The sequence below is a fragment of the Massilia sp. Masssp93 genome, assembly GCF_059491295.1.
The window spans coordinates 781,313-804,524 of the sequence record NZ_CP168502.1 but is presented as its reverse complement, the minus strand read 5'-3'; the positions used below and the strand labels follow the sequence as shown (position 1 = coordinate 804,524).

Here is a 23,212-nt window from a genome sequence, read left to right as displayed (position 1 = left end):
GTCTCGAGGGTTACATTTGATACGTCGCCCCCGCGCGGGCGGGGGCCCAAGTTTCACGCGCTGGCGCGGAGGTCTTCCTTGACGGTCGAGTAATACTCATCGCTGATGCGGTACTTGAACATCAGCGCCCCCATCAGGAAGTGGAAGAACCCCGGAATCACGGACAGCATCAGCGCAATGCCGTGCAGCGCCAGCGCGCCCTGTTCCTGGTTCGGCTGGTAGTGGAAATAATTCAGCAGCAGGCCCACGAGGCCGCCCGCGATGCCCATGCCGGCCTTTTGCGCGACCGAGATGCCGCCGAACGCGAAGCCGGACACGCGCTTGCCCGTCTTGACCTGGCCGTAGTCGATGGTCTCGGCGATCGCCGACCAGAACACGGGGGCGTGCAGGTCGACGACGAGCGACAGCAGGAAGTACAGGAAGAATGCCAGCGCCGTGTCGCCCGGCTTGACCATGAAATAAATCATCACGGACAGCACCGCCACCATCAGCTGGGTGTAGCGGAACAGTTTGACCTTGCAATAGAACTTGGTGACCCACGTGGACACGACCATCGCGATGATGGCGGCCGCGACGCCCGTCGACAGGAACGCCGACACCGTCGCCGTGTCGCCGTGCAGGTAATACTTGGCGTAATAGATCGCGACGGAACCGCGGATCACGTAGCCGATGGTGCCCGTCACGCAGACGGCGCACAGGATCAGCCACTGGTCGTTCTGCGCCAGCACCTGGATCTGTTCCAGCAACGGCTGGCGGCGGGTCTTGTAGACGACGCGCTCCGTCGTCGTGAAGAACGTGAACAGGAACAGCACGACGCCCAGCAGGGCCATCAGGGCCATCGCCGCCTGGTAGCCGGCGGCCTGGCTGCCGTTGCCCCAGCGCTGCGCGAGGATCGGCACGACGATCGTCACCATGAACGCGCCGACCTTGGCGAGGAACAGGCGATAACCGTTGGCGGACAGGCGCTCCTGCGGATCGCTCGTCAGGCCGCTGATCAGCGAAATGTACGGCACGCCCACGCCCGACGTCATCAGCGTCATCAGGATGTACGTGGAATACGCCCACACGAGCTTGGCATCATAGCCCCAGTCCGGCGTGCTGAAGACGGCGAACACGGAAAGGCCGTAGGGTACGGCGAGGAACAGCAGATAGGGACGATAGCGGCCCCAGCGGCTCAGGAACGTATCCGTCATCTGGCCGACGACGAGGTCGGAACACGCGCCCACGAACTTGACCAGCACGAACAGCAGCGCGAGGTCGGTCGTCTTGAGTCCATAGACGTCCGTGTAGAAGAAGGTAATGATCAGCATCATCGACGAGATCACCACGTTGAGCGCCATGTCGCCGGCGCCGAAGCCCACTTTTTCGAGAGTGGAGAGTTTCTGGGTATGCATGCGGACTTCCTTCCAAACGAACAGGGTGCTACGCGGAGTTTCCCCGGGCAGCACCCTCATTATTGCCTATCGATCAGAAACCTGGATCAGTGTTTCCAACGCAGCGCAAAGCCGACGACGCGGTCATAACGACGCACGTCACGCGGCAGCAACGGGGTGCCGTGGTAGTCGTGGTAGGCCTGGTCCAGCAGGTTGCTGCCGTCCAGGGTTGCCGTCAGGCTGTCCGTGATCTTGTACGAGAGCGAAGCGTCCAGCGTCTTGATCGGTTCGACGATCAGGTTCATGCCCAGGCCGCGGTAGTTGTACGTGTCCACGAACGAATCGCGCCAGCTGTAGGCCAGGCGTGCCGACCACGGAGCGCGCTCGTACAGGCCGACCAGGTTATAGGCCTTCTTGGACATGCCTGGGAACGTGTTGCGGCTGCCGTCCGGCTCGGTCATGCCGCCGTTCATGAAGGTGAAGTTCGCCTGCACGCCCAGGCCACTCATCCAGCCCGGCAGGAAGGAGAAGAACTGCTGGTAAGCGCCTTCGAAGCCGTACAGCTTGGCCGTGTCCGTGTTGTACGGACGATCCATCAGGTAGGCCTGGCCGTTGATCGTTTCCGTCGTCGTCTTGTGGCGGATGTAGTTCTTGAAGTCGTGCTGGAAGGCCGTACCGGTCACCGAACCGTCCTTCGAGAAATACCACTCCAGCGCCACATCCAGGTTGCGGGCTTCCTGCGGCTTCAGGTTCGGGTTGCCGCCGGTGCCGCCCGGCGGATTGCCGTTGGTGGTGGTGACGGAACCGAGCACGACGCCCGGGTTGTAGTCGCCGAACGCGGCGCGTTCGATCGCCTTGCCGGCCACGATGCGGCCGACCAGGTCGTCGCGGAAGTTGGCGCGCACGTTCAGGCTCGGCAGCACATCCGTGTTGCTGGACGAGACCGACACCGGCGTGACCACGCCCGTACCGGCACGCGAGTTGCCATTGACACTCTGCTTGGTGTTCACGACGCGCACGCCGACGGTACCTTCGACCGGCACGCTCCAGGCATCGAAGCCGATCTTGGCCTTGCCGTAGATAGCTTCCGTCGTCTCGCGGTCCGTGTAGTACGACAGCGGATCGTCCGGCAGGCCGTTCGGCGTACCGAGGATCGCCTGGCGCACGGTGGACGTGTTGTTCAGCAGGTATTCATAGCACGAAGCGTAGTACTGGTTCACGCCGTAGTTGCCGTACAGCTGCGGGCTGACACACGACAGGCCGGGGACGCTGGCCGGGTTCTGGCCGGTGATCGTCGCCGGACGGTAGTTGTTCAGTTCGTGCGCATACGACGCATCGCGCTGGGCCCAGCGCACGCCGCCGCTCAGTTCCTTCAGCAGGCTGGCATCTTCCGGCGTCCAGGTCACGTCGCCGCGCCAGTCGTTGGCCGAGCCGTTCGAATGATTGTGGTTGTCGTACAGCGCGATCATGGTCCACTTGGACGGATCGGTCAGGTCCGTGCCCGGATAATCGACGTAGCCGCCGCCGTCACGCACGCCGCCGACGACCGCGTGGGGCGCGGTGTAGATCGAGTCGAGGATCGGGTTTTCCTGGCGATAGGTCGACACCGTGCGCACCAGTTCGGACGACAGGCGGATCGTCGACGACGCGTCCCAGATGCCGCCGAGAGCCAGCTGGCTGCCCTTCGACCAGTCGCGCCGTGCCTGGGTCGAGCTCAGCACCAGCGACGTGTCGCTCGGATTGCTGACGCTGGACAGGTAGTTCTTGCCGCCCTCGGTGGTCGTCGTGATGGTCGAAGCCGGGCTGTACACCGGCAGGCCGCCGACGAAGAAGATACTCTGCGAATCGTGGTCGATCTTGGTGCCGAAGCCTTCGGCATAGAACTGCATGTCGCGGTTCGGGCGCCACTGGGCCGAGAAGTTCGCCGCCAGGCGCTTGCGGTCGCCCGTCGTCATCACGCGGCCGTTGCCGTCCGCGCCCTGCACGGTCTGGCCGTTGGCCGTGTACGTGGCCGGCTGGCCGGCCCACGCGGCCTCGTCGAAATAGCGGCCGCGCTGATACGACAGGCCGCCCAGCAGGCCGACGTCGCCGATGCTGGTCTTCCAGCGGTTCGACCACAGGCCGCCGATCTGCGGGTCGGTCTTGCCGGCCTTGTCGCGGTGCTCGGCGCGCGCGTTGATGGCGACCTGCTCGCCCTTGAAGTCGAACGGACGGAAGGTGCGCACGTCGATGACGCCCGACGTGCCGCCTTCGACCATGTCGGCGCCCTGCGATTTATACACGTCCACGCGCTGCAGCATCGAGACCGGCACGTCGGACATCACCAGCGAACGGCTGGCCGCGGTGAACATTTCGCGGCCGTTGATCAAGGTGGTCACGCCGCCGAGGCCGCGGATCACGATGCTGCTGGCTTCGCCGTTGTTGTGCAGGATCTGCACGCCGGTGACGCGGCCGAGGATCTCGGCGACGTTCTTGTCCGGGAATTTACCGATGTCGTCGGCGACGATGGAATCGAGCACCTGATCGGCGTTCTTCTTGATCGTCTGCGCGCTCTGCGCCGCCTGGCGCTGGCCGCTGACGACCACGACGTTGGCGCCGCTGGCCTGGTTGGCGTCCTGGGCGGCGCCGGCGTCCTGGGCGCGTACGGAAACGCTCGTCAACAGGCCGATGCCCATGAGTGCGGCAACGGTGCCGCGCAATGCGAAGGTGCGGGGTGCAGGCGCGAACCGGCCCGATGCGATGGGTTCCATACGTCTCCTTTAAATATTGTTATGTTTCTGAAAGCGAGGCACACTTTCTGAACTGGCATGCTTAAAGGTAATCTTAGGCGTTCGAGTGAGAACGATCCAATCAATTTTTCCGCAACTTCGATATCATTTTTCGTATCCATAAACGGCACAACGCTTTGTGACATCGATTGCAGACCCATGTTGCATACCCATAAATCATGCTTTCAAGCACCATTGCCACGTTTTCATCGTTCCGCGACCTCATCCAGGACACCGATCCGGACGCCGTCGCCACGCCCGCGCAGATCCCCGACGGCTTCCTGCTGGCGCGCGCCGGCGCCCTGAGCGCCCACTACATCCCGTTCGATTACGTGAACCGCACGGCGCGGGTCGTGCTGGTCGGCATCTCGCCCGGCTTCGTGCAGTGGAAGAACGCCGTGCGCGAGGCGCGGCGCCTGCTCGCGCTCCGCGCAAGCCAGGACGAGGTGCTGCGCGCGGCCAAGTACACGGGCGCGTTCAGCGGCGCGATCCGCCCGAACCTCGTCGCCCTGCTCGACCACGTGGGCCTGCAGCGCTGGCTCGGCATCGCCGGCTGCGCCTCGCTGTTCGGTGAGCACGCGCACCTGATGCACGTGACGGCCGTGCTGCGCCACCCGGTCTTCGTCGACCAGAAGAACTACAACGGCGCGGCGCCGAACATGCTGACGACCCCGCTGCTGCAAGCCCAGCTGCTCGACTATTTCGCGCGCGAGGCGAGCCTCCTGCCCGACGCCGTCTACGTGCCGCTGGGCCCCAAGGTCGGCCTCGCGCTCGACTGGCTCGCGCAGCGCGGCGTGCTTGCGCCCGACCGCATCCTGCACGGGATGCCGCACCCGTCCGGCGCCAACGCGGAACGCATCGCCTACTTCCTTGGCCGCAAGGACCGGGCCGCGTTGTCGAGCCGCACGAACGGCGCGCGGATCGATGCGGACCGGCTCGCGCTGCGCGCGAAAATGGCCGCGCTGGGCATCGGCTGACGCCGGTTCCAGCCACCCGGCAACAAAGGCGAGCACGACTGTCTTTCGTGCTGCACGCGGACGGCACGCGGCGTTACACTGACAACGTCCAGCGTCAAGGTAGACGATCATGCAGAATTGTTCTCCTGAAGAAGTTCGCTCCCTCCTCGAAAACATCGAGCACCTGCCGGTGCCGTTCTTCAAGCGCCTGATCGAAGCCAGCAACACGGGCATCATCATTGCCGACGCGAGCCTGCCGGACAATCCGATCGCCTACGTCAACCCCGCCTTCGAAAAGCTGACGGGCTACCTGTCGCACGAAGTGGTCGGCCGCAACTGCCGCTTCCTGCAGCGCGACGACCGCGACCAGCCCGAGATCGGACGCATGCGCCATTGCGTGGAACACGCCGAGATCTGCACGGCCCTGCTGCGCAACTACCGCAAGGACGGCAGCCTGTTCTGGAGCCGCATGCATCTGTTTCCCGTGAGCGAAGACGGCGCCGCGCCCACGCACTTCGTCGCATTCCTGCAGGACGTGACGGAGGTGGTGGAAGCCCAGCGCGCGGCCGTGCAGGCGCGCGAACGCCTGAGCACCATGCTGGAGAGCATTGCCGACGGCTGCTTCTCGGTCGACCACGACTGGCGCTTCACCTACATCAACGCGCGCGGCGCGGCCGCGATCTCGCGCCGCCCGGAGGAGCTGATCGGCAAGCGCATGTGGGACGAATTCCCGGAAGCGGTCGACGGCCCGTTCTACCAGACCTATATGCGCGCGATGGACGAGCAGGAAGTCGCCAGCTGCGAGAGCTATTACGAACCGCTGGGCATGTGGATCGAAGTCCGCGCCTACCCGTCGCGCGAAGGCCTGACCGTGTTCTTTGCCGACGTCACCGAGCGCAAGGAAGCCGAGACGCGGCTCGTGCACCTGGCCACGCACGACAGCCTGACGGGTTTGCACAACCGCTTCAGCTGCCTGCGCATACTCGACGACGCGCTCGCGCGCTCGGTCGAGGAAGACCGCAACGTGGGCGTGCTGTTCGTCGACCTCGACCACTTCAAGGAAGTCAACGACGCCCACGGCCACCGCGCCGGCGACACCGCGCTGCAGGAGATCGGGCGCCGCCTCGGCGGACTCGCCAGCAGCGGCGTCACCGTGGCGCGCATCAGCGGCGACGAATTCGTGTTCGTGCTCGACGACATGGATACCGAAGGCGCGAAAGCGGTGGCCGCGGCCGTCCTGCAGCAGCTGGCCATCCCGATCCCGGTCGACGGCCACCACGTGGCGATCGGCGGCAGCATCGGCATCGCGATCGGCAGCGGCAGCGACTACACGGCCGACGAACTGCTCAACAACGCCGACGCCGCCATGTACGAAGCGAAGGACAACGGCCGCCACACGTTCGCCGTGTTCTCGCCGCAGGCGCGCCATCTGCTCAAGCAGCGCCTGGAGCTGCGCCAGGACGTGTTCTCGGCCCTCGAACGGCGCCAGTTCGTGCTGTTCTACCAGCCGCAGGTCAGCGCCGCCAACGGCGCCGTCGTCGGCGCCGAGGCGCTGCTGCGCTGGGAACATCCGCGCCTCGGGCTGCTGGCCCCCGACCTGTTCCTGCCCATGCTGGAAGGCTCGCCCGCCATCACCGCCGTCGGCGCCTGGGTGTGCGAGGAAGCGTGCCGCCAGGCGCGCGAATGGGAGTTGCTGGGCTACCGGCTGCGGATGGCGGTGAACGTCTCGCCGCGCCAGCTGACGGACGAGAACCTGCCGCCGCTGCTCAAGAACATCGTCGCGCGCTACGGCCTGGACGCCGAGTGCATCAAGCTGGAAGTCACCGAGAGCATGCTGATGCAGGACATCGAGAAGGCGGCGCTGGTGCTGCGCTCACTGCAGAGCGTCGGCTTTCGCATCGCCCTCGACGACTTCGGCACCGGCTACTCGAACCTGTCGTACCTGCGCCAGCTGCCGATCACCGCGATCAAGATCGACCGCTCGTTCGTGCGCGAGATCGGGCAGGACCAGCGCTGCCTCGACATCGTCAACGGCGTGATCGCCTTCGCCAAGTCGCTCAAGCTGGACGTGATCTGCGAAGGCATCGAGACGGAGCTGCAGCGGGAAGCGATCCGCTCGACGGGATGCGACGTGCTGCAGGGATACCTGATCGGCAAGCCGATGCGCGCCAGCGATTTTCGCGCGCTGCTGCTGGCGCAGAGCGCGGAGCCGGCGCAGGCCGATCCGGGTTGCCAGTAGGGTGGGCGCCCCGCGCCCACCGAACGTTCGCGGGCCGCACACGCATGGTGGGCGGGGGCCGCCCACCCTACGCCGTAACAGCCACCTCCGTCACCACTTTCTCCACCTGCCGCTTGAACGCATACAGGCTCCCCACCATCAGCACGATCGGCACGAGCGTCAGGTAGAACGCGAAGTGGCCGTTGAAATGCCCGAACACATACCCCGTGATGAGCGATCCGGTCGTGCCGCCCAGCGCCGAAAAGATCACGAGCAGGCCCGTCATCGGCGCGTGTTGGTGCTTCGGGAGAGAACTGAGCATCACGGAATTGATGCCCGGGTAGATCGGCGCCATGAACAGGCCAATGAACGGGAACAGGAACGCGGCCACCGGCGCCGTCGCCCACGTCACGTTGGGGTCGAGTTTGACGCCGTGCGTGAGGGGCAACGCGAGCAGCACCGTCGCGCCCATCGCCAGCATGCACGCGGTCAGCACCGGATACCAGTTCAGGCGGCGCATGATGACGCCCGCCGACAGCCGTCCCACCGCGAGGCAGCCCGCGTAGATGCTCGTGACCTGCACGCTCATCGCGGCGGGCAGCTTGAGGATCTCGTTGTTGAACGTCGGCAGCCACGTGCCGACGGCCTGCTCGACGAGCACATATAAAAACGCGGTCAGCACGAACACGCACACGAGCGGACGGGCGAACAGGCGCAGCATCTCGACGAAGTCCGCGGCCGGCCCGCGGCTGTGCGGCGGCGCCGCGCCGTGCTCGTCGAAGGACGTCGACAGCACGAGCAGGAACGTCGCCACGCACAGCGCGCACAGGATCCAGTAGACGTTCAGCCAGCTCGTCGAGGCGGGATGGTCGGAATCGATGAAGAAGCCGAAGATCCAGTACGCCGACAGCACGCCGACCATGAAGAAGCCTTCCAGCAGGTTCGTGATGCCCGCATGATGCTTGCGGTCGCGCGCGACGAGGCCGATGGTCGAGTACACGGACACCTTCGCCAGCGCGAACGCGACGCCCACGCACAGGAACAGCAGCTTGGCCGTGGCGAAGGCGGGAATCAGCGGCATCGCCAGCGTGGCGGCGGCGACGATCGCCAGCGCCAGCAGCATCGCCTTCTTGTAGCCGAAGCGCGGCAGGGTCGACGCGACGAGGAAGGACACGATCGCGATCGGCAGGTCCTTGAACCCTTCGAGCACGCTGGCCGCGCCCTTGTCGACGCCGTAGTTGTGGATGACCTGGAGGATCACCGTGCCCACGCTGTTGAGCAGGATGGCGAACACGAAGTAGATCAGGAAGAGGGCCAGCAGGATGCGGCGTTGGTTCACGTTTGTCTCCGCTTGTTTTTTGTCATTATCGTTATTGCGATGCGCGTCAGTAGTCTTCGAGCCGGAACGCTTCCATCGAAGGTATCACGCGGTCGGCCCGGTACAGCACGTCCGGACGGCCCACGCCCACCGCGACCATGCCCGCATCCTTGATCGACGCGACGCCCGCGGCCGCGTCTTCCACGCCGAGGCAGTCCGCGGGCGGCACGCCCAGGTGCGCGGCCGCGGTGAGGAAGATCTCCGGATCGGGCTTGCCGTTGACGACGGTCGCGGCATCGACGACGTCGTCGAAGCGGTCGCGGATGCCCAGGCGGTCCAGCACCGTGAACGCGTTGCGGCTGACCGACGCGAGACCGATCTTCAGGCCCGCCGCGCGCACGTCTTCCAGCGCTCGCAAGGCGCCCGGCAGCAGGTCGGTCGGCGTCATCGTCGCGATCAGTTCCTGGTAATGGCCGTTCTTGGCATCGGCCAGCGCACGCTGTTCCTCGGGCGTGTAGGCGCGCGGCGCGCGCGCGAGGATCAGGGCCAGGGAGCCCATGCGGTCGACGCCTTTCAGCTGCTCGTTGAACGCTTCGTCGAACGGCGCCCCGACGCTGTCCGCCAGGCGCTTCCATGCGAGGTAGTGGTAGTGCGCGGTGTCGGTGATGACGCCGTCGAGATCGAAGATCACGGCCTTGAATCTGGAAACCGGGCGGGTGCTCATTATTTGTTCTCCATGCGGATGTGCGTGCGCTGCGCGTCGAGTGCGATCGGGGTGCCGCCGTGGGCGAACGCCAGGCGTTCGCCGCGCAGCAGGCGGTAGCCGGTGCCGGCGCCGTCGACCGCCACTTCCAGCAGCGCGCCGCGCACCTGCACGTTGAAGCGGTAGCCGGTCCATTGGTCCGGCAGGGTCGGCGCGAAGCGCAGGCCGGCGTCGTCGAGGCGCATGCCGGCAAAGCCGTAGGCGACGCCCAGCCAGGTGCCGGCCATCGCGGCCGTGTGCACGCCGTACTGCGTGTTGGCGTGGGTGTTGTCGAGGTCGAGGCGGGCCGTCTCCATGAAGTAGGCGTAGGCCTTGTCGCGATAGCCGATCTCGCTGGCGACGATGCTGAAGATGCAGGACGACAGCGAGGAATCGTGCGTCGTCACGCCTTCGTAGAAATCGAAGTCGCGGCGCTTGTCGCCCTCCGAAAACTGGTTCGACAACAGCAGCAGCGCCAGCACGACGTCCGCCTGCTTGCACACCTGGTGGCGATAGATGACGAGCGGGTGGTAGTTGAGCAGCAGCGGATAGTTTTCTGGCGGCGTGTTCGCGAAATCCCACGGCTTCTTGGACAGGAAGCTGTCGTCCTGTTCGTGGATACCGAGGTCGTCGTCGTACGGCAGGAACATCGCCGCGCTGGCCGCGCGCCAGGACCGGATTTCGTCGTCGGACAAGCCGATGGCGTGCGCGACGCGCGCGTAGTCGGCGGGCCGCTCGGCGCGCAGGCGCTCGGCGACGTCCGCCGCGAACGTCATGTGCATGCGCGCCATCGCGTTCGTGTAGTAGTTGTTGTTGACGAGGGCCGTGTATTCGTCCGGTCCCGTCACCTCGTTGATGCAGAAGCGGCCCTTGCGGTCGTAGCCGCCGATGCCGGTCCAGATGCGCGCCGTCTCCAGCACGATCTCGGCGCCCTGCTCCGCCATGAAGTCGAAGTCGCCGGTCGCCAGCAGGTACAGGCGGATCGAGTACGCGACGTCCGCGTTGATGTGGTATTGCGCGGTGCCGGCCGGGAAATAGGCGGAACACTCCTCGCCCGCGATCGTGCGCCACGGGTACAGCGCGCCCTTGGCGTGCGCCATCTGGCGCGCCCGCTCGCGCGCCTTGGGCAGGCCGTTGTAGCGGTACTGCAGCAGGGCGCGCGCGATCTCGGGGCGGGAGAACAGGAAGAACGGGAACACATAGATCTCCGTGTCCCAGAAATAGTGGCCTTCATAGCCCTCGCCCGTCACACCCTTGGCCGCGATGTTCGTCTTGCCGTCGCGGCCCACGGACTGCAGCAGGTGGAACTGGTTGAAGCGCACGCCCTGCTGCAGGGCGTCGTCGCCGGCGATGGACACGTCGACATCACTCCAGAAGCGGGCCAGGTAGCCGGCCTGCTCGCGCGCCAGCGCCTCGAACCCGGCGGCGCGGGCCTGCGCCAGTTCGGCGCGCGCGTGCGGGCCGACGGCATCGATCGCCATGTCGCGCGAGCTGGCGTAGGCGACGTATTTGTGCAGCGTGAACGTGGCGCCCTGCGCGACGTCGGCCTCGAACACGTGGCCCAACTCAGCCGGCGCGACGCGCACCGCGGCGCCCGACGGCACGGACGCCGTCGCGGTGGCCAGCGCAAACCCGCTGTGGCGCGTGCGCTGCAGCAGCAGCACGTCGTGCGCGCCGACGTCGCGTCCCGTCTCGATCAGCGACGATCCCGTCAGCGCGGACCCGACGCGCGGATCGTCGCCCGCCTGCAGGTTCGTCACGGCGGCATCGATGTCGGCATCGATGCGCACGGGGCCCGAAAAATTCAGCGGCGTGACGGCATACTCGATGGCCGCGACGTGCTTGCGCGCGCAGCACACGAGCCGGCGGCTGGCGATGCGCAGGCGCTTGCCGGTCGCCGTCTCCCACTCGACCGTGCGCACCAGCAGGCCGGTTTTGAGGTCCAGCGTGCGCTCCCACGCGAGCACGCGGCCGCCATCGAGCGAAAAGCGTTCGCCGTCGACGACGGCCGCGACGCGCTTGGCGTTCGGCACGTTGAGCATGAATTCGTTCACGCGCGCCAGGCCATACGCGTTTTCGGGATAGCGGATGGCTTCCGTGTCGTAAAAGCCGTTCAGGTACGTGCCTTCCAGCGTCTGGCCCCCGCCCTCGCGCGTGCCTTCGTCGGGCGTGCCGCGCATGCCGATGTAGCCGTTCCCCAGCGTGAACAGGGTCTCGTGCAGGAACGCGCGCGCCGGATCGAACGCGGCCTCGCGGATGCGCCAGGGCTCGGCCGCGATGGCGCCATTGTTATCGATGTCATTCGTGGTATCGATGTCATTCATCACTTCAGTTTCCTCGTCTCGTGCGCGGGGCGCGTTCTTCAAGCTTGTCGGTGTGCGGGGGAGATCAGGTGTGGCGTACGATCAGCGTGGTCGGCAGCGTTTCGGACTGCACGCGCTCGCCGTCGATCATGGCCAGCATTTTTTTCGCGAGCAGCACGCCGCCGTCGCGCAGGTATTGATGGACGCTCGTGAGCGGCGGCACGAAGCTGGCGGCGCCCGGCGTGTCGTCGTAGCCGATCACGGAAATATCGTCGGGCACGCGCAGGCCCGCTTCCGTCAGCGCGCGGATGGCGCCCATCGCCAGCAGGTCGCTGGCGGCGAACAGGCCGTCGATGCTGTGGCCGCTCTTCTTTTTCAGCAGCGACGTCACGCAGTCGAAACCCGCCTCGAACGTAAACGCCTTCGGGCGCAGGATGTGCACGGTGGCGCGGTTCGACAGCGCGTCGATGAAGCCGGCGCAGCGTTCCTGCACCTCGGCGTGGTCGACGTCGCCGACGAAGATCAGCTTGCGCCGGCCCTGCTCCAGGAAGCGCTCGGCGACGCTGGCGCCGCCCTTGCGGTTGTCGGAACCGACCACCGTGTACGTGGCGCCGTCTTCCGGCGCGCCCCACACGACGAGCGGCAACGTGGTCTGTTGCAGCGCCTTGACGGCCTCGCCGTGCGAGCCCTGGCCCAGCAGGATCAGGCCGTCGGCGCCCTGCACCGGCGCCGTGTCGAGCAGCTGCTTGGACGTGAGCACCACGCTGTAGCCGGCCGTCGTCAATTCCTGCGTGATGCCGCCCAGGAGTTCGAGCGGATACGGGTCCGACATCGGCCGCCCTTTCACGGGCGTCATCTCGACGACGACGGCGACGGAATACGAGCGGCGCATGCGCAGGTTGCGCGCGCTGATGTTGAAGCGGTAGCCCTGCTCGGCCGCGATCTTGCGGATCTTTTCCCGTGTGTTTTCCGTCACGAGCGGACTGTCGCGCAGCGCGCGCGACACCGTGATCGTGGAGACGCCGGCGATCTTCGCCAGGTCTTCCATCGTCACTGCGGAGTCGCCGACTGGATTTTTTTTCGCTTGCGCCATGGTGTTCGTGAGGGTAAGGCTGAGGTAGCGGTATCAGATTACTTGAGCGGAACGGATTATGACAGATTTTTTTGCGTTGTCGACAAAAAATGACATCGATAGCATTTTGATTGACATCGATGTCATCCGATGTTTCAATGACCGCACTTTCCTTGTCGGACCATCAATCGACGGGAAATCCGGGGAGGAGACGCCCCGCAGCCGGTTCCCAATCACAAGAGAGCATAATATGAACAGCCCCATGCTGAAAAACACCATGCAGTTCCCGCAACTGTCGGCAGTTGCCCTCGCCGTCCTCGCACTCGTCACCCAGTCCCAGGCGAGCGCCCAGCAGGCTTCTCCCCAGCCCCCGAAGGACAACGTCCAGCAAGAAATCCAGCAAGTCGTCGTGACCGGTACGGCATCGGCCTCGGGCACGCGCAAGATCGACACGAGCTTCTCGATCACCACCGCGACCGAGGAACAGCTGAAGCAGGCCGCGCCGTCCAGCACGGCCGACGTCCTCAAGATCGTGCCGGGCGTGTATGCCGAAGCGACGGGCGGCCAGTCCGGCGCCAACATCGAAGTGCGCGGCTTCCCGTCGGGCAGCGACTCGCCGTTCGTTTCCGTGCAGATGAACGGCAACCCGATCTTCCCCGTGCCCGTGCTGTCGTTCTTCGAAGGCTCGTCCGCCTTCCGCCTGGATGACACGATCGAGCGCGTCGAAGTGCTGCGCGGCGGTCCGAGCACGATCTATTCGAGCGGCCAGCCGGGCGCGACGATGAACTTCATCATGAAGAAAGGTAGCGACGATCCGGAAGGCAGCCTGCGCTTCACGACCGGCACCGGCAGCCTGCGCCGCTTCGACGGCGTCTACAGCGGCAAGATCGCCGAAGGCTGGTACGGCATGATCGGCGGCTTCTACCGCACGACGAACGGCGTGCGCGACTCGGGCTTCCCGGCCGACGACGGCGGCCAGCTGTCCGCCTCGCTCACCCGCAAGCTGGACCAGGGCGAGCTGACGGTCTATGCCCGCTCCACGTCCGACAAGAACGCGTTCTACACGGGCGTGCCGCTGATCTCGTCGAACAACGGCCACACGATCTCGTCGTTCCCGGGCTTCGATCCGCTGCGCGGCACCCTGATGAGCAACGAGATGCGCAACTTCACGGTCGAGGCCGGCCCGGGCAAGACGCTGAACTACGACCTGGGCGATGGCCGCGGCCTCTCCTCGAACCTGGTCGGCGCCGATTTCCAGCAAAAGCTGAACGGCTGGGACGTGTCGAACAAGTTCAATTATTTCAAGGGCGACCTCAACACCATCGCCATGTTCACGGGTAACAACCCGCTGAGCGCGGCCGATTACGTGAGCCAGGCCATCGCCTCCGCCAACGGCAATTCCGCCGTGCTGGCCGCGGCCGGCGCGCCCGCCACCGGCGGCGCCATCACGTACACGAACGGCGGCGGCACCGTCGCCGCGAACCAGCAGGTCGTGCAGGCGGGCCTGTGGGCCGTCGAGAAAAAGCTGCGCTCGTTCACGGACGAATTCCGCGTCAGCAAGGATGTCGGCCACGACAACACCGTCACGGCCGGCGCCTACGTCGCGAACTACTCGTCGCACGACGTCTGGTACCTCGGCAACAGCCACCTGATGACGGCCACGCCGAACGCGCGCCTCATCGACGTCGCCCTGAACAACGGCACCGTCGTGTCGCACAACGGCACCGACGGCAACGTGTTCTACGCGCCGATCGCCTCGTACGACGGCAACAACACGGCCGTGTTCCTGGCCGACGAATGGCGCATCAACGACCGCATCAAGGTCGACGCGGGCATGCGCCACGAGAAGCAGCACATCTCGGGCTCGATCTCGAACCTGACGTCGGGCGACACGGACAACAATCCGCTGACCGTGTACAACAACGGCACGTCGCAGCCAAGCGGCAGCTTCACGGGCCTGTCGCGCGACGACTCCGCGAACTCGTTCACGGCCGGCGGCCTGTACAAGCTGACGAAGGATTCCAGCGTGTTCGTGCGCGCCAACCAGGGCCACACGTTCATCTATTTCGACGACCTGCGCAATGCCGGCAGCCAGGACGTCGTGAACGACCGCAACCGCGTCCCGACGCCGAAAGTCACGCAGTACGAGATCGGCTACAAGACCGCGACGCCGCTGTACAGCGCCTACGTCAACGCCTTCTTCACGGACTTCACGGGCATCTCGTTCCAGCAGATCACCACGACCGGCGTGCTGTACTCGGTGAGCGGCTCGCACGGCAAGGGCGTGGAATTCGAACTGGCCGTGCGCCCGATCACGGGCCTGCAACTGCAGCTGACGGGCGACTGGCAGGATTCCACGTACAAGGACAACCCGACCATTGCGGGCAACCAGGTGCAGCGCCAGCCGAAGTTCCAGTACCGCTTCTCGCCGAGCTACCGCATCCCGCTGGGCGATTACGCGCTGCGCCTGTACGGCACCTACGCGCACGTGGGCGCGCGCTGGGCCGACCAGCAGAACACCCAGTACCTGCCGTCGTATAACACGCTGGACCTGGGCATCCTGGCCGAGCTGTCCGACAAGCTGGAATTCCGCGTCACCGGCACCAACGTCAACAACGCGCTCGGCCTGACCGAAGGCAATTCGCGCCTCGTCGGCAGCAGCGTCGGCCCGATCAACGCCCGTCCGATCTTCGGCCGCACGTGGGAAGCGTCGTTCACCTACCGCTTCTGATGGCCTGATTTACCGCTTCTTCTGCTGTACCCTCTTGGCGGGACTTCGGTCCCGCCTTTTTTCGTTCAGAACCCGACCTTCAGGCCCGCCGACCACACGCCGGGGCGCGCGCCGAAGGCTTGCTGCTTGCCGTAGTTCTCGTATTCGCCGACGACGGACATGCGCTCGTTCAGCTTGTACTGCACGCCGAGACCGGCATACACGTTATCGTTGGTATCCGTGTCCGACAGGCCAAAGCTTCCGCTCAGCTTGCGTTGGTTGCGCGCCACGCCCAGCTTGCCGTAGGCCGAGAACCGGTCGTTGATGGGCACCGTGTACTTGGCGGCGATATACGCGCTGTAGCCCTTGGTCGCCAATGTGGTGCCGCCAGGCGTGTTGGTCATCGCCTCCGAGAAATGAACATCCTGGCTCGAGAAGTTCACATAACCCGCCTCGACACCGACGTTGTTCGACAAGTCGACGCCGCCGAAGATCTTGGCGTCTGCATGGCGGCTGCCGGTCGTGATGTTGCCCGCGCTCACCACGCCGATGCCGACGTAGGGACGATAAGACACCGTATCGGACGGGGTCGACGATTGCTGCGCGTGAGCGGCGGTGCCTGCGGCGAGCGCGGCGGCGGCGAGGACGAAGGTGAATGCTTTCATTGCTATCTCCTGTTGTGGTCTGGCGCACGATTCGGAATGAATCGCGACGGTCGCCACGATAGCAATGTGTTCAGAAAGCAAAAATCCCGGATTGGTAAGGATCTGTTACGGGTATGCAGACAACCGACCTTCAGGTCGAATATGCATGCCGATGTGTCAATGATTATTACAAGACATAACGCGACGATGGCTGCGTGTTGCCAGCCATACGTCGACGCTATTTTTGTTTCACAGTTTTACAATTGCAGTGCTTACTTCGCCTCGTTCGTCACATTGATGAACGGGATCGCACCGCCCGCCACATTCGGCAGCTTGCCGTCCCACTTCTCGATGGCCATGCGCTGGTTTTCCATCTCGCGCAGGCGGATCAGTTCCGGCGTCACCTGCTGGCGCTGCACGGCCAGCGATTCCGCCTCGGCCTTGGCCTGCGCCACGCGCTGCTTCGCTTCCACCTCGATGCGCTGCAGGTCGCGTTCCGCCTTGAGCTTGAGCTGCTCGGCCGTCGTCTTGGCTTCGATCGCTTCGTTGAACGAGCGCGAGAAATTGAAGTTCACGATCGAGAACTCGTCCACCATGATGCCGTGGCGCGCCAGCCGTTCGCGCAGCTGGGTGACGATCTGGTCGCGCACGTCGGTCCGCTTGGCGATCAATTCCTCGGCCGTGAAGCGCGCGGTGACGGCCTTCACCGCCTCCTGCACGGACGGGATGATGATGCGCTGACCCGGCTCGTTGCCCAGGTCGCGGAACACCGTGATGGCGGCATCCGGCCGCACGTGGTAGTTCAGCGCCACGCGGGTGTGCACGGTCTGCAGGTCGCGCGAGGCCGCGTCGCCGTCGCCTTCGCCCTTCTGGATCGAGACGTTGACCAGGTTGAGCTTTTGCGCCAGCGGCACGCGGAAGTGGATGCCCTCGCTCAGCACCTGGTCGCCCGGGCTGCCGAACGTCGTCATCACGCCCCGGTAGCCTGCCGGCACGGTCCCGAACGGCGCCAGCGCCCACACCAGGAACAGGACGACCACCAGGACGATGATTTTTGCGCCCGCGTTCAGTGATACTCGATTCATTTTGCATCCCTTTCTGCTTGGTTCCGCCGATCGACTTTGGCCGGCAGCTCGTCAATTAGGAACCTCGAGAAACCGTCGCGAGCGGCCGCAATGGTGTCCGAGAAGCGGATCTGTACGCAAGTACAGCGAGCATCGCAGGACAACAGTGCAACGCGCAGCAGGTTTATCGACGTTTCTATATGAGTTGACGATGAACAAGTGTATAGCGGTCGGGTCAACAAAAGAATCAGAAATATCAGAGGTTCAACTGCGGGAAAGCCGAAGCCTCGTGGCGTCAGGCCGCGGCGGCGATGCCGGCGGCGAAGTCGCGATACGAACGCAGCGGCCGTCCCAGCAGCGCAACCAGCCGCGCGACGTCGCCCGCCGCCGGGACCATGCCGTCGGTAAGGAAGCGCTCACTCATCAGGCGCATGTCGTACGCCATCCAGGCCGGCATGAACCGGCGCAGGTTCTGCTCGAACCCGGCCGTGTCGTCGCCGCCGTACGCGATCGGGCGTTGCAGCACGTCCGACCAGATGGCGGCGACGTCCGCCCCCGTCAGCGTGTCCGGACCGACCAGATTGATCCGCTCGGTCGGCAGCGGCCGCGTGGCGTTGTGGCGGTGGATCAGCTCGATGGCCGCGATCTCGCCGATGTCGCGCACGGCGATCATGGCCAGGCCCTTGGCGCCGATCGGCATCGGGTAGGTGCCGTAGCCGAGCACGACGTCCTTGATCGTGACGTCGTTGTCCATGAAATAGGCCGGACGCAGGATCGTGGCGGAAAAGCCCATCCGCTCGATCATCCGCTCGACGCCGAACTTGCCCGCGAAGTGAGGCACGTTGACGTACAGGTCGCTGTGGATGACGGACAGGTAGACGACCCGGTCCACACCCGCTTCCCGGGCGACGTTGAGCGCGACCAGCGCCTGCGTGAATTCGTCGGGCACGACGGCATTCAGCAGGAACAGCGTGGACACGCCGGCGAACGCGCCGCGCAGCGCATCGACGTCGAGCAGGTCGCCCTGGACGACGTCGACGCCGGCCGGGAAATCGGCTTTCGCGGGGTTGCGGACGAGTACGCGGACATTGGCGCCGCGCTTCACGAGTTGATCGACGACGTGGCGGCCGACGTTGCCCGTTGCTCCGGTGACGAGAATGGTCATGATGTTTGCTCCTGGTGGAAGTTGATAAGTGTCGGTTGACGCTTCACAGCTTAGACGTCCCACAGGTGCGCCGATAGACGGTATATTTAGACATTCCGTCTCACAGGTGAAACACATGGACTTGCTCGCCCTCGCCGATTTCAACCTCGTCGCCCGTCACGGCGGGTTCGGCCGCGCCGCACGGGCGACCGGCCGCCCGAAGGCGACCCTGTCGCGCCGCGTCGCCGAGCTGGAGGCCGGCCTCGGCCTGCGCCTGCTCGAAAGGGGGGCGCGCGTGCTCAAGCTCACCGAGGAAGGGCGGGCGCTGTACGAGCGGACGGGGGCGTTGCTGACGGAAATCGACGAAACGGCGGCGGCGCTCGCCTCGGGCGGCGCGCGGCCGCGCGGCCGGCTGCGGGTCAGCGCGCCGCTGCTGTTCGCGCAGACGGCGATGGGGAAGCTGGCCGCCGGGTTCGCCTTGCGCTACCCGGAGGTGCGGCTGGAAGTGACGACGGAAGACCGGCCCGTGGACATGGTCGAGGAAGGCTATGACCTCGTGATCCGCGTCAATCCGGATCCGGACGAAAACCTCGTCGGCCGCATCTTCCTGCGCGACCGGCTCGCCGTCGTGGCGAGCCCGGCGCTGGTCCGGCCGGCGGGCGCTGCGGCCGTGCCCGCGGTCGTGCGGACCACGAGTGTCCAGGCAGCCTGGCGCGTGATGGAACAGCCGGAGATCGCGATCGACCCGGTACTGCGCCTGTCATCGCTGGTGATGGTGCGCGACGCCGTGCGGGCGGGCGTCGGCGCGGGCTGCCTGCCGGTCTCGCTCGTCAGCCGCGATCTCGCCGCCGGCACGCTGGTGAGCTGGGGCGACGTGGCCGGGCCGGAGATTGCCCTGTGGGCGCTGTACCCGTCGCGGCGGCTGCTGAGTGCGCGCGTGTCCGCCTTCCTCGATTACCTGAAGGCGGCATTTCCGAAAGGGACGCCGGACGAGCTGGCGGCGTATCTCGCCGGTTGACCGGCCGGCCGCGCAGGCCGGACGGGTTCATTGCGCCGGGCGTTCCATGCGCACGAAACGGAATGTCGGCTCGATGTCGCGCGCATGCAGGGCGCGGACGATGTCTTCCAGCGTGGCATCCTTGAGCAGCAGCCCGTCCGGGATGCCCGCGTCGTGGCGCGCCGGCGCGGCGGACGGCCGGACCGGCGCCGCCGGCGCCACCGGCTCCAGCCGGGCCAGCGCCGCATCGAACTGCCCGGCCGTGATGCTGTCCAGCCCTTCCAGGAACGCGACCTGCCCCGCCACGGGCGGCGGCATGTCGAGCCCGGATTCGTCCGCGAACGACGCGCCCATGCCCGGGTGGATGAAGGCGGCCCAGGTGCCGGTCGCCCCGTTCAGGCACGGCGGCAGTTCCACTGGGATGGCGACGGCGGCGGCGTCCGGCAGCGTGTCCGGCCACAGGCGGGCCAGGCCGTCGACGAAGCGCCGCGCCGCGGCCACCGGGACGGGCACCGCCAGCGACAGCCACAGCACGAAGCCGCCCGCGCTGGCGACGCTCACCGCGGGCGCCGGAAAGCCGAAGTCCTCCTGCAGGCCGTTCGCGACGGTGCACAGGTGCTCCCAGTGCTGCTCGTCCGCGCCGGGCGCCTTGCGAAACGGGATCGCGATGGCGCGCGTCAGGCCGTCATCCGACACGAGGTCGACGGGCGCGCACGGCCCGCCGCCGCCCCGTTGCGCCAGCGCCTGCGCGGCCTGGCTGTCCGGCACCAGGTACAGGCGGGTCAATTCCGAAATCAATTTATCCATGTGCGTCTTTCACGTCGAACCGGCCGACATTCTGACACAAGGCGCGCGCCATGGGCCGCAGGCTCAGAAGCCCATCCTGAACTTGGCGCTCAGCCCGGAATTATTGGTCTCGCTGCCCCATTTCTTCGCGCTGTTACCGTACTGCTCGTACTGCGCGGACACCGACGCCTTCTCGGTCAGCTTGTAGCGCGCGCCCATCCCGGCATAGGCGCCCACGTCGCTGTCCGAGGCAGTGGCGCGCAGGGTCTTGTCGTGGGCCACGCGCTCGCTGTAGGCGACGCCCACCTTCCCGTAGGCGGAAAAACTGTCGTTGACGGGCACGTTGACCCTGGCGGCCAGGTAGCTGTTGAAGCCCTTGGTGCCCAAGGCACCGTTCACTTCGTCGGGCCTGGCGTAGTCGGCGAAGTGATAGCCGCGGGTGTAGAGGTTCGCGTACCCCGTTTCGAGCGCGACGTTCGGACTGAGGTTGATGCCGCCGAACAGTTTCGGGTCCGCCACATAGACGCCGAACTCACTCTTGGAGGGATTTTTCAGTCCGACCGGCTCCGCGGCATTGCCCATATAGGTGCGCGGGACGGGCTGGACTTTCCCGAACGGTTGCGACGGCGCGGGCGTCGACGACAGCGTCCTGGGCGCGGTCGCGCCGTCCAGCAGTTGAGCCTGGGCGCCGCCGGCGGCAAGCAGCCCGGCGGCCAATGCAAAACTGGATGTCTTCATCGTCCTCCCTCGTTGTCGTGGATGATTCAACCGGAGACCCCGTCACGATAGCATTCCGTGTTCAAGATCGCATCACGATATACGTACGATGTTTCACGTTGTTACAACAAAGCGGGCGACCGGAGCGCGCGCCCCGATGACCACACGCAGCCGTCGCGGCGCCGCTACGTATGGTCGGCCAGTTTACCGCGCAGCATGTCCAGCTGGCGCTTGATGGCCGCCAGTTCGGACGGCGCGCAGGCGGCGGCGCACAGTACGCCGTCGTAGATCGCGGCGGCTTCGCGCTCGAGCGCGCGGCCGCCGGGGCTCAGGGCGACGACGACCTGGCGCTCGTCCAGGGCGGAACGGGTCCGCGTCACCAGGCCGGCCGCCTCGAGCCGCTTGAGGAGCGGCGTCAGCGTGGCCGAGTCGAGGAACAGCCGGGCGCCGATCTCGGATACCGTCTGCTCGTCCTTTTCCCACAGCACCAGCATGACGAGGTATTGCGGATAGGTCAGATCCAGCCGGCGCAACAGCTTGCGGTACACCTTGTTCATCGCCAGGCCGGTCGAGTACAGCGCAAAACACAACTGGTCGTCGAGAAGCGGCGTCCGCTTGCCGTGCCGGGTGGATGAGTCGTTGGCTTCCATGGTTCGCAGATCGGATCGCGCGCCGTCAATGCCCGCACCGAGCGGGCTCCACGCCAGTGTAGGCCTTCCGCCGCCGCGGGGCGCACGGCAGGGTTCAAGCCGCCGCCTCGTGGCCCTCGCGCGCGACGACGCGGTTCCGGCCCGTGTCCTTTGCCTCGTACAGCAGCCGGTCGGCCACGTCGACCCAGGCCAGCGGATCGTTGCGTTCGGCCAGGGACGGATGGCCGACGTACAGGCCCATGCTGAGGGTGACGCGGCCGGACGGGCTGTCCGGATGGCGCAGGTCGAGGCCGGCCACGGATGCACGGATCCTGTCGGCCACCGCATTGGCGCCGGCCAGGTCGGTATCGGCGAGGATGACGGCGAATTCCTCGCCGCCGTAGCGCGCGGCCAGGTCGGCCGGACGGCGCGCGCCGTCGGCGACGGCACCGGCCACCTTGCGCAGGCAGTCGTCGCCGGCCGGGTGGCCGTAATGGTCGTTGTACTGCTTGAAATGGTCGATGTCGGCCATGACGAGGGCGAACGGCGCGCCGCTGCGGCGCGCGCGGTCGTATTCGCGCACGAGGCGGTCCTCGAACAGGCGGCGATTGGCGAGGTTCGTCAAGGCGTCGCTGTCGGCCAGGTTCTGCAACGACTCGTTGTGGCGCTGCAGCGCGGCGCCCGCGCGGCGCAGGTCGTGTTCGAGCCGCTCGCGGACGCGGATCTGGCGCACGAGGAGCACGCCGCCCCACGCCAGCGCGCAAATCGCCGCCAGCACCAGCACGCCCGTCTGCAGCGTGCTGCGGCGCCATCCGGCCAGGATCTCGTCCTTGGCCTCCCCGCTGGCGACGAACAGCGGAAAACCCGTCAGGTGCCGGTAGCTGTACAGGCGCTCGATGTTGTCGATCCTGGGCGCCAGCACGGCCGAGCCGGGCTGGCCGCTGCGCTGGGCCTGCTCCCAGATGGTGCCGTTGCGGATGTCCATGCCGACTTGGTCATCGTGGAACGGACGGCGGTAGACCAGCGTGCCGTTGTCGAGCGCCAGCAGGATGGTGCCGTTCTTGCCGACGTCGAAGCTGTCGTAGAAGCGGCCGAACCACCCCAGGTTGAGCGTGGCCAGCACCACCCCGGCGAAGGTGCCGTCGGGCGCCTCGATGCGGCGCGACAGCGGCAGGATCCACACGCCGGTCGAGCGGCTGCGCACGGGCACGCTCACGTGGGTGCCGCGCCCGGTGTGCAGCAGGTGGTATTGGAAATACTCGCGGTCGAAATTATTGCCCTGCATGGGACGCGGCAGCGACGACGTCAGCCACTTCCCGTCCGGGCCGTACACGAACAGGCCGTGCAGTTCGCCGACGTCGTGCGTGAGCTCGCGCAGCCGCAACGTCAGGCGTTCCGTGGCGGCGTCGTCCAGGCCGTCGTGCTCGATGCGCTCGACCATCTCGGCCAGCACGGCATCGCCGAGCTTGATCGACGTCTCCGCATGCGACGCCAGCGCGCGCGTCATGTTGGCCGTGGCGACGCGGCTGTCGTCCAGGCGGGTCCGGTAGGCATGCCAGGCGCTCCAGCCCTGCAGGCCGGCCAGCAACAGGCAAAAGCAGGACAGCAGCGCGACGGTCAGCGCCGCCAATGGACGGCGCGGCCCGTCGAGCGCAGGCAGCGCGGCGCCGGCGTGGTCGGTGCCGTGGCCGGCACCGTCATCGGAATTGTGCATGCGATGCTCCGAATCCTGCGGGGCTCCAGCTTAGCCGCGTCGCGCCGCGGCGTCCAC

At 66.2% G+C, this 23,212-nt stretch carries 17 protein-coding genes; 4 read left to right on the top strand and 13 right to left on the bottom strand.

Features of this window, described 5'->3' with window-relative positions; translation table 11 throughout:
* Positions 1–53 precede the first annotated feature (53 nt).
* Both ACEN9Q_RS03490 and ACEN9Q_RS03485 read right to left on the bottom strand, forming a co-directional pair.
* Positions 54–1,394 (bottom strand): MFS transporter, encoded by a 1,341-nt coding sequence (locus tag ACEN9Q_RS03490; protein WP_495627388.1) that lies wholly within the window; start codon positions 1,392–1,394, stop codon positions 54–56.
* Positions 1,395–1,480: 86 nt separating this feature from the next.
* Positions 1,481–4,123: a TonB-dependent receptor gene (locus ACEN9Q_RS03485; protein ID WP_495627387.1), complete on the bottom strand. Its 2,643-nt coding sequence runs from the start codon at positions 4,121–4,123 to the stop codon at positions 1,481–1,483.
* 197 nt (positions 4,124–4,320) lie between these two features.
* Between ACEN9Q_RS03485 and ACEN9Q_RS03480 the strand changes: the two genes are divergently transcribed.
* Both ACEN9Q_RS03480 and ACEN9Q_RS03475 read left to right on the top strand, forming a co-directional pair.
* Positions 4,321–5,118: a hypothetical protein gene (locus tag ACEN9Q_RS03480; RefSeq protein WP_495627386.1), complete on the top strand. Its 798-nt coding sequence runs from the start codon at positions 4,321–4,323 to the stop codon at positions 5,116–5,118.
* A gap of 109 nt (positions 5,119–5,227) precedes the next feature.
* Positions 5,228–7,336, top strand: a complete 2,109-nt coding sequence (locus ACEN9Q_RS03475; protein WP_082547833.1) for a sensor domain-containing protein — start codon at positions 5,228–5,230, stop codon at positions 7,334–7,336.
* Positions 7,337–7,403: 67 nt separating this feature from the next.
* Here the strand turns inward: ACEN9Q_RS03475 and ACEN9Q_RS03470 are convergent, their stop codons facing one another.
* From ACEN9Q_RS03470 to ACEN9Q_RS03455, 4 genes are all read right to left on the bottom strand, one after another.
* Positions 7,404–8,654, bottom strand: a complete 1,251-nt coding sequence (locus tag ACEN9Q_RS03470) for an MFS transporter (protein WP_495627385.1) — start codon at positions 8,652–8,654, stop codon at positions 7,404–7,406.
* Positions 8,655–8,700: 46 nt separating this feature from the next.
* The gene (gene pgmB / locus ACEN9Q_RS03465) at positions 8,701–9,357 is read right to left on the bottom strand and encodes a beta-phosphoglucomutase (protein WP_495627384.1); all 657 of its coding nucleotides are present in this window, start codon (positions 9,355–9,357) and stop codon (positions 8,701–8,703) included.
* Positions 9,357–11,699, bottom strand: coding sequence for a glycoside hydrolase family 65 protein (locus ACEN9Q_RS03460; RefSeq protein ID WP_495627383.1), 2,343 nt, complete (start codon positions 11,697–11,699; stop codon positions 9,357–9,359). The genes pgmB and ACEN9Q_RS03460 overlap by 1 nt, the downstream gene beginning before the upstream one ends.
* 64 nt (positions 11,700–11,763) lie before the next feature.
* Positions 11,764–12,771, bottom strand: a complete 1,008-nt coding sequence (locus ACEN9Q_RS03455) for a LacI family DNA-binding transcriptional regulator (protein ID WP_495627382.1) — start codon at positions 12,769–12,771, stop codon at positions 11,764–11,766.
* Between the two features lie 229 nt (positions 12,772–13,000).
* Here ACEN9Q_RS03455 and ACEN9Q_RS03450 point away from each other — a divergent pair, with 229 nt between their 5' ends.
* On the top strand, positions 13,001–15,481 hold the full coding sequence (locus ACEN9Q_RS03450) for a TonB-dependent receptor (protein ID WP_495627381.1): 2,481 nt from the start codon (positions 13,001–13,003) through the stop codon (positions 15,479–15,481).
* 65 nt (positions 15,482–15,546) lie between these two features.
* On the opposite strand, the gene ACEN9Q_RS03445 is transcribed toward ACEN9Q_RS03450, so the two are convergent.
* The 3 genes from ACEN9Q_RS03445 to ACEN9Q_RS03435 form a co-directional block, all read right to left on the bottom strand.
* The gene (locus ACEN9Q_RS03445; RefSeq protein WP_495627380.1) at positions 15,547–16,125 is read right to left on the bottom strand and encodes a porin family protein; all 579 of its coding nucleotides are present in this window, start codon (positions 16,123–16,125) and stop codon (positions 15,547–15,549) included.
* 251 nt (positions 16,126–16,376) lie between these two features.
* Complete coding sequence (locus ACEN9Q_RS03440; RefSeq protein WP_056439465.1) at positions 16,377–17,189, bottom strand: prohibitin family protein; 813 nt, start codon at positions 17,187–17,189, stop codon at positions 16,377–16,379.
* A gap of 274 nt (positions 17,190–17,463) precedes the next feature.
* Complete coding sequence (locus ACEN9Q_RS03435; protein WP_495627379.1) at positions 17,464–18,333, bottom strand: SDR family oxidoreductase; 870 nt, start codon at positions 18,331–18,333, stop codon at positions 17,464–17,466.
* A 115-nt stretch (positions 18,334–18,448) separates the two neighbouring features.
* On the opposite strand from ACEN9Q_RS03435, the gene ACEN9Q_RS03430 reads away from it, so the two are divergent.
* Entirely contained in the window at positions 18,449–19,330 is an 882-nt protein-coding gene (locus ACEN9Q_RS03430; RefSeq protein ID WP_495627378.1) for a LysR family transcriptional regulator, read from the top strand.
* 27 nt (positions 19,331–19,357) lie between these two features.
* Here ACEN9Q_RS03430 and ACEN9Q_RS03425 read toward each other — a convergent pair whose 3' ends face one another.
* From ACEN9Q_RS03425 to ACEN9Q_RS03410, 4 genes are all read right to left on the bottom strand, one after another.
* A complete protein-coding gene (locus ACEN9Q_RS03425; protein WP_495627377.1) occupies positions 19,358–20,116 on the bottom strand; it encodes a hypothetical protein in 759 nt (252 codons plus the stop codon).
* A gap of 63 nt (positions 20,117–20,179) precedes the next feature.
* On the bottom strand, positions 20,180–20,833 hold the full coding sequence (locus ACEN9Q_RS03420; RefSeq protein ID WP_495627376.1) for an outer membrane protein: 654 nt from the start codon (positions 20,831–20,833) through the stop codon (positions 20,180–20,182).
* 164 nt (positions 20,834–20,997) lie between these two features.
* Complete coding sequence (locus ACEN9Q_RS03415; protein WP_495627375.1) at positions 20,998–21,462, bottom strand: MarR family winged helix-turn-helix transcriptional regulator; 465 nt, start codon at positions 21,460–21,462, stop codon at positions 20,998–21,000.
* Between the two features lie 94 nt (positions 21,463–21,556).
* The gene (locus tag ACEN9Q_RS03410) at positions 21,557–23,155 is read right to left on the bottom strand and encodes a sensor domain-containing diguanylate cyclase (protein ID WP_495627374.1); all 1,599 of its coding nucleotides are present in this window, start codon (positions 23,153–23,155) and stop codon (positions 21,557–21,559) included.
* Between the last annotated feature and the right edge of the window lie 57 nt (positions 23,156–23,212).

Excerpts from the sequence above, each read along its gene's own strand:
- ACEN9Q_RS03450 (WP_495627381.1), top strand. The coding sequence starts at position 13,001 with ATGAACAGCCCCATGCTGAAAAACACCATGCAGTTCCCGCAACTGTCG.
- ACEN9Q_RS03440 (WP_056439465.1), bottom strand. The coding sequence starts at position 17,189 with ATGAATCGAGTATCACTGAACGCGGGCGCAAAAATCATCGTCCTGGTG.
- pgmB (WP_495627384.1), bottom strand. The coding sequence starts at position 9,357 with ATGAGCACCCGCCCGGTTTCCAGATTCAAGGCCGTGATCTTCGATCTC.
- ACEN9Q_RS03415 (WP_495627375.1), bottom strand. The coding sequence starts at position 21,462 with ATGGAAGCCAACGACTCATCCACCCGGCACGGCAAGCGGACGCCGCTT.
- ACEN9Q_RS03430 (WP_495627378.1), top strand. The coding sequence starts at position 18,449 with ATGGACTTGCTCGCCCTCGCCGATTTCAACCTCGTCGCCCGTCACGGC.
- ACEN9Q_RS03425 (WP_495627377.1), bottom strand. The coding sequence starts at position 20,116 with ATGGATAAATTGATTTCGGAATTGACCCGCCTGTACCTGGTGCCGGAC.
- ACEN9Q_RS03445 (WP_495627380.1), bottom strand. The coding sequence starts at position 16,125 with ATGAAAGCATTCACCTTCGTCCTCGCCGCCGCCGCGCTCGCCGCAGGC.
- ACEN9Q_RS03435 (WP_495627379.1), bottom strand. The coding sequence starts at position 18,333 with ATGACCATTCTCGTCACCGGAGCAACGGGCAACGTCGGCCGCCACGTC.
- ACEN9Q_RS03485 (WP_495627387.1), bottom strand. The coding sequence starts at position 4,123 with ATGGAACCCATCGCATCGGGCCGGTTCGCGCCTGCACCCCGCACCTTC.
- ACEN9Q_RS03475 (WP_082547833.1), top strand. The coding sequence starts at position 5,228 with ATGCAGAATTGTTCTCCTGAAGAAGTTCGCTCCCTCCTCGAAAACATC.
- ACEN9Q_RS03460 (WP_495627383.1), bottom strand. The coding sequence starts at position 11,699 with ATGAATGACATCGATACCACGAATGACATCGATAACAATGGCGCCATC.
- ACEN9Q_RS03455 (WP_495627382.1), bottom strand. The coding sequence starts at position 12,771 with ATGGCGCAAGCGAAAAAAAATCCAGTCGGCGACTCCGCAGTGACGATG.
- ACEN9Q_RS03490 (WP_495627388.1), bottom strand. The coding sequence starts at position 1,394 with ATGCATACCCAGAAACTCTCCACTCTCGAAAAAGTGGGCTTCGGCGCC.
- ACEN9Q_RS03480 (WP_495627386.1), top strand. The coding sequence starts at position 4,321 with ATGCTTTCAAGCACCATTGCCACGTTTTCATCGTTCCGCGACCTCATC.
- ACEN9Q_RS03420 (WP_495627376.1), bottom strand. The coding sequence starts at position 20,833 with ATGAAGACATCCAGTTTTGCATTGGCCGCCGGGCTGCTTGCCGCCGGC.
- ACEN9Q_RS03410 (WP_495627374.1), bottom strand. The coding sequence starts at position 23,155 with ATGCACAATTCCGATGACGGTGCCGGCCACGGCACCGACCACGCCGGC.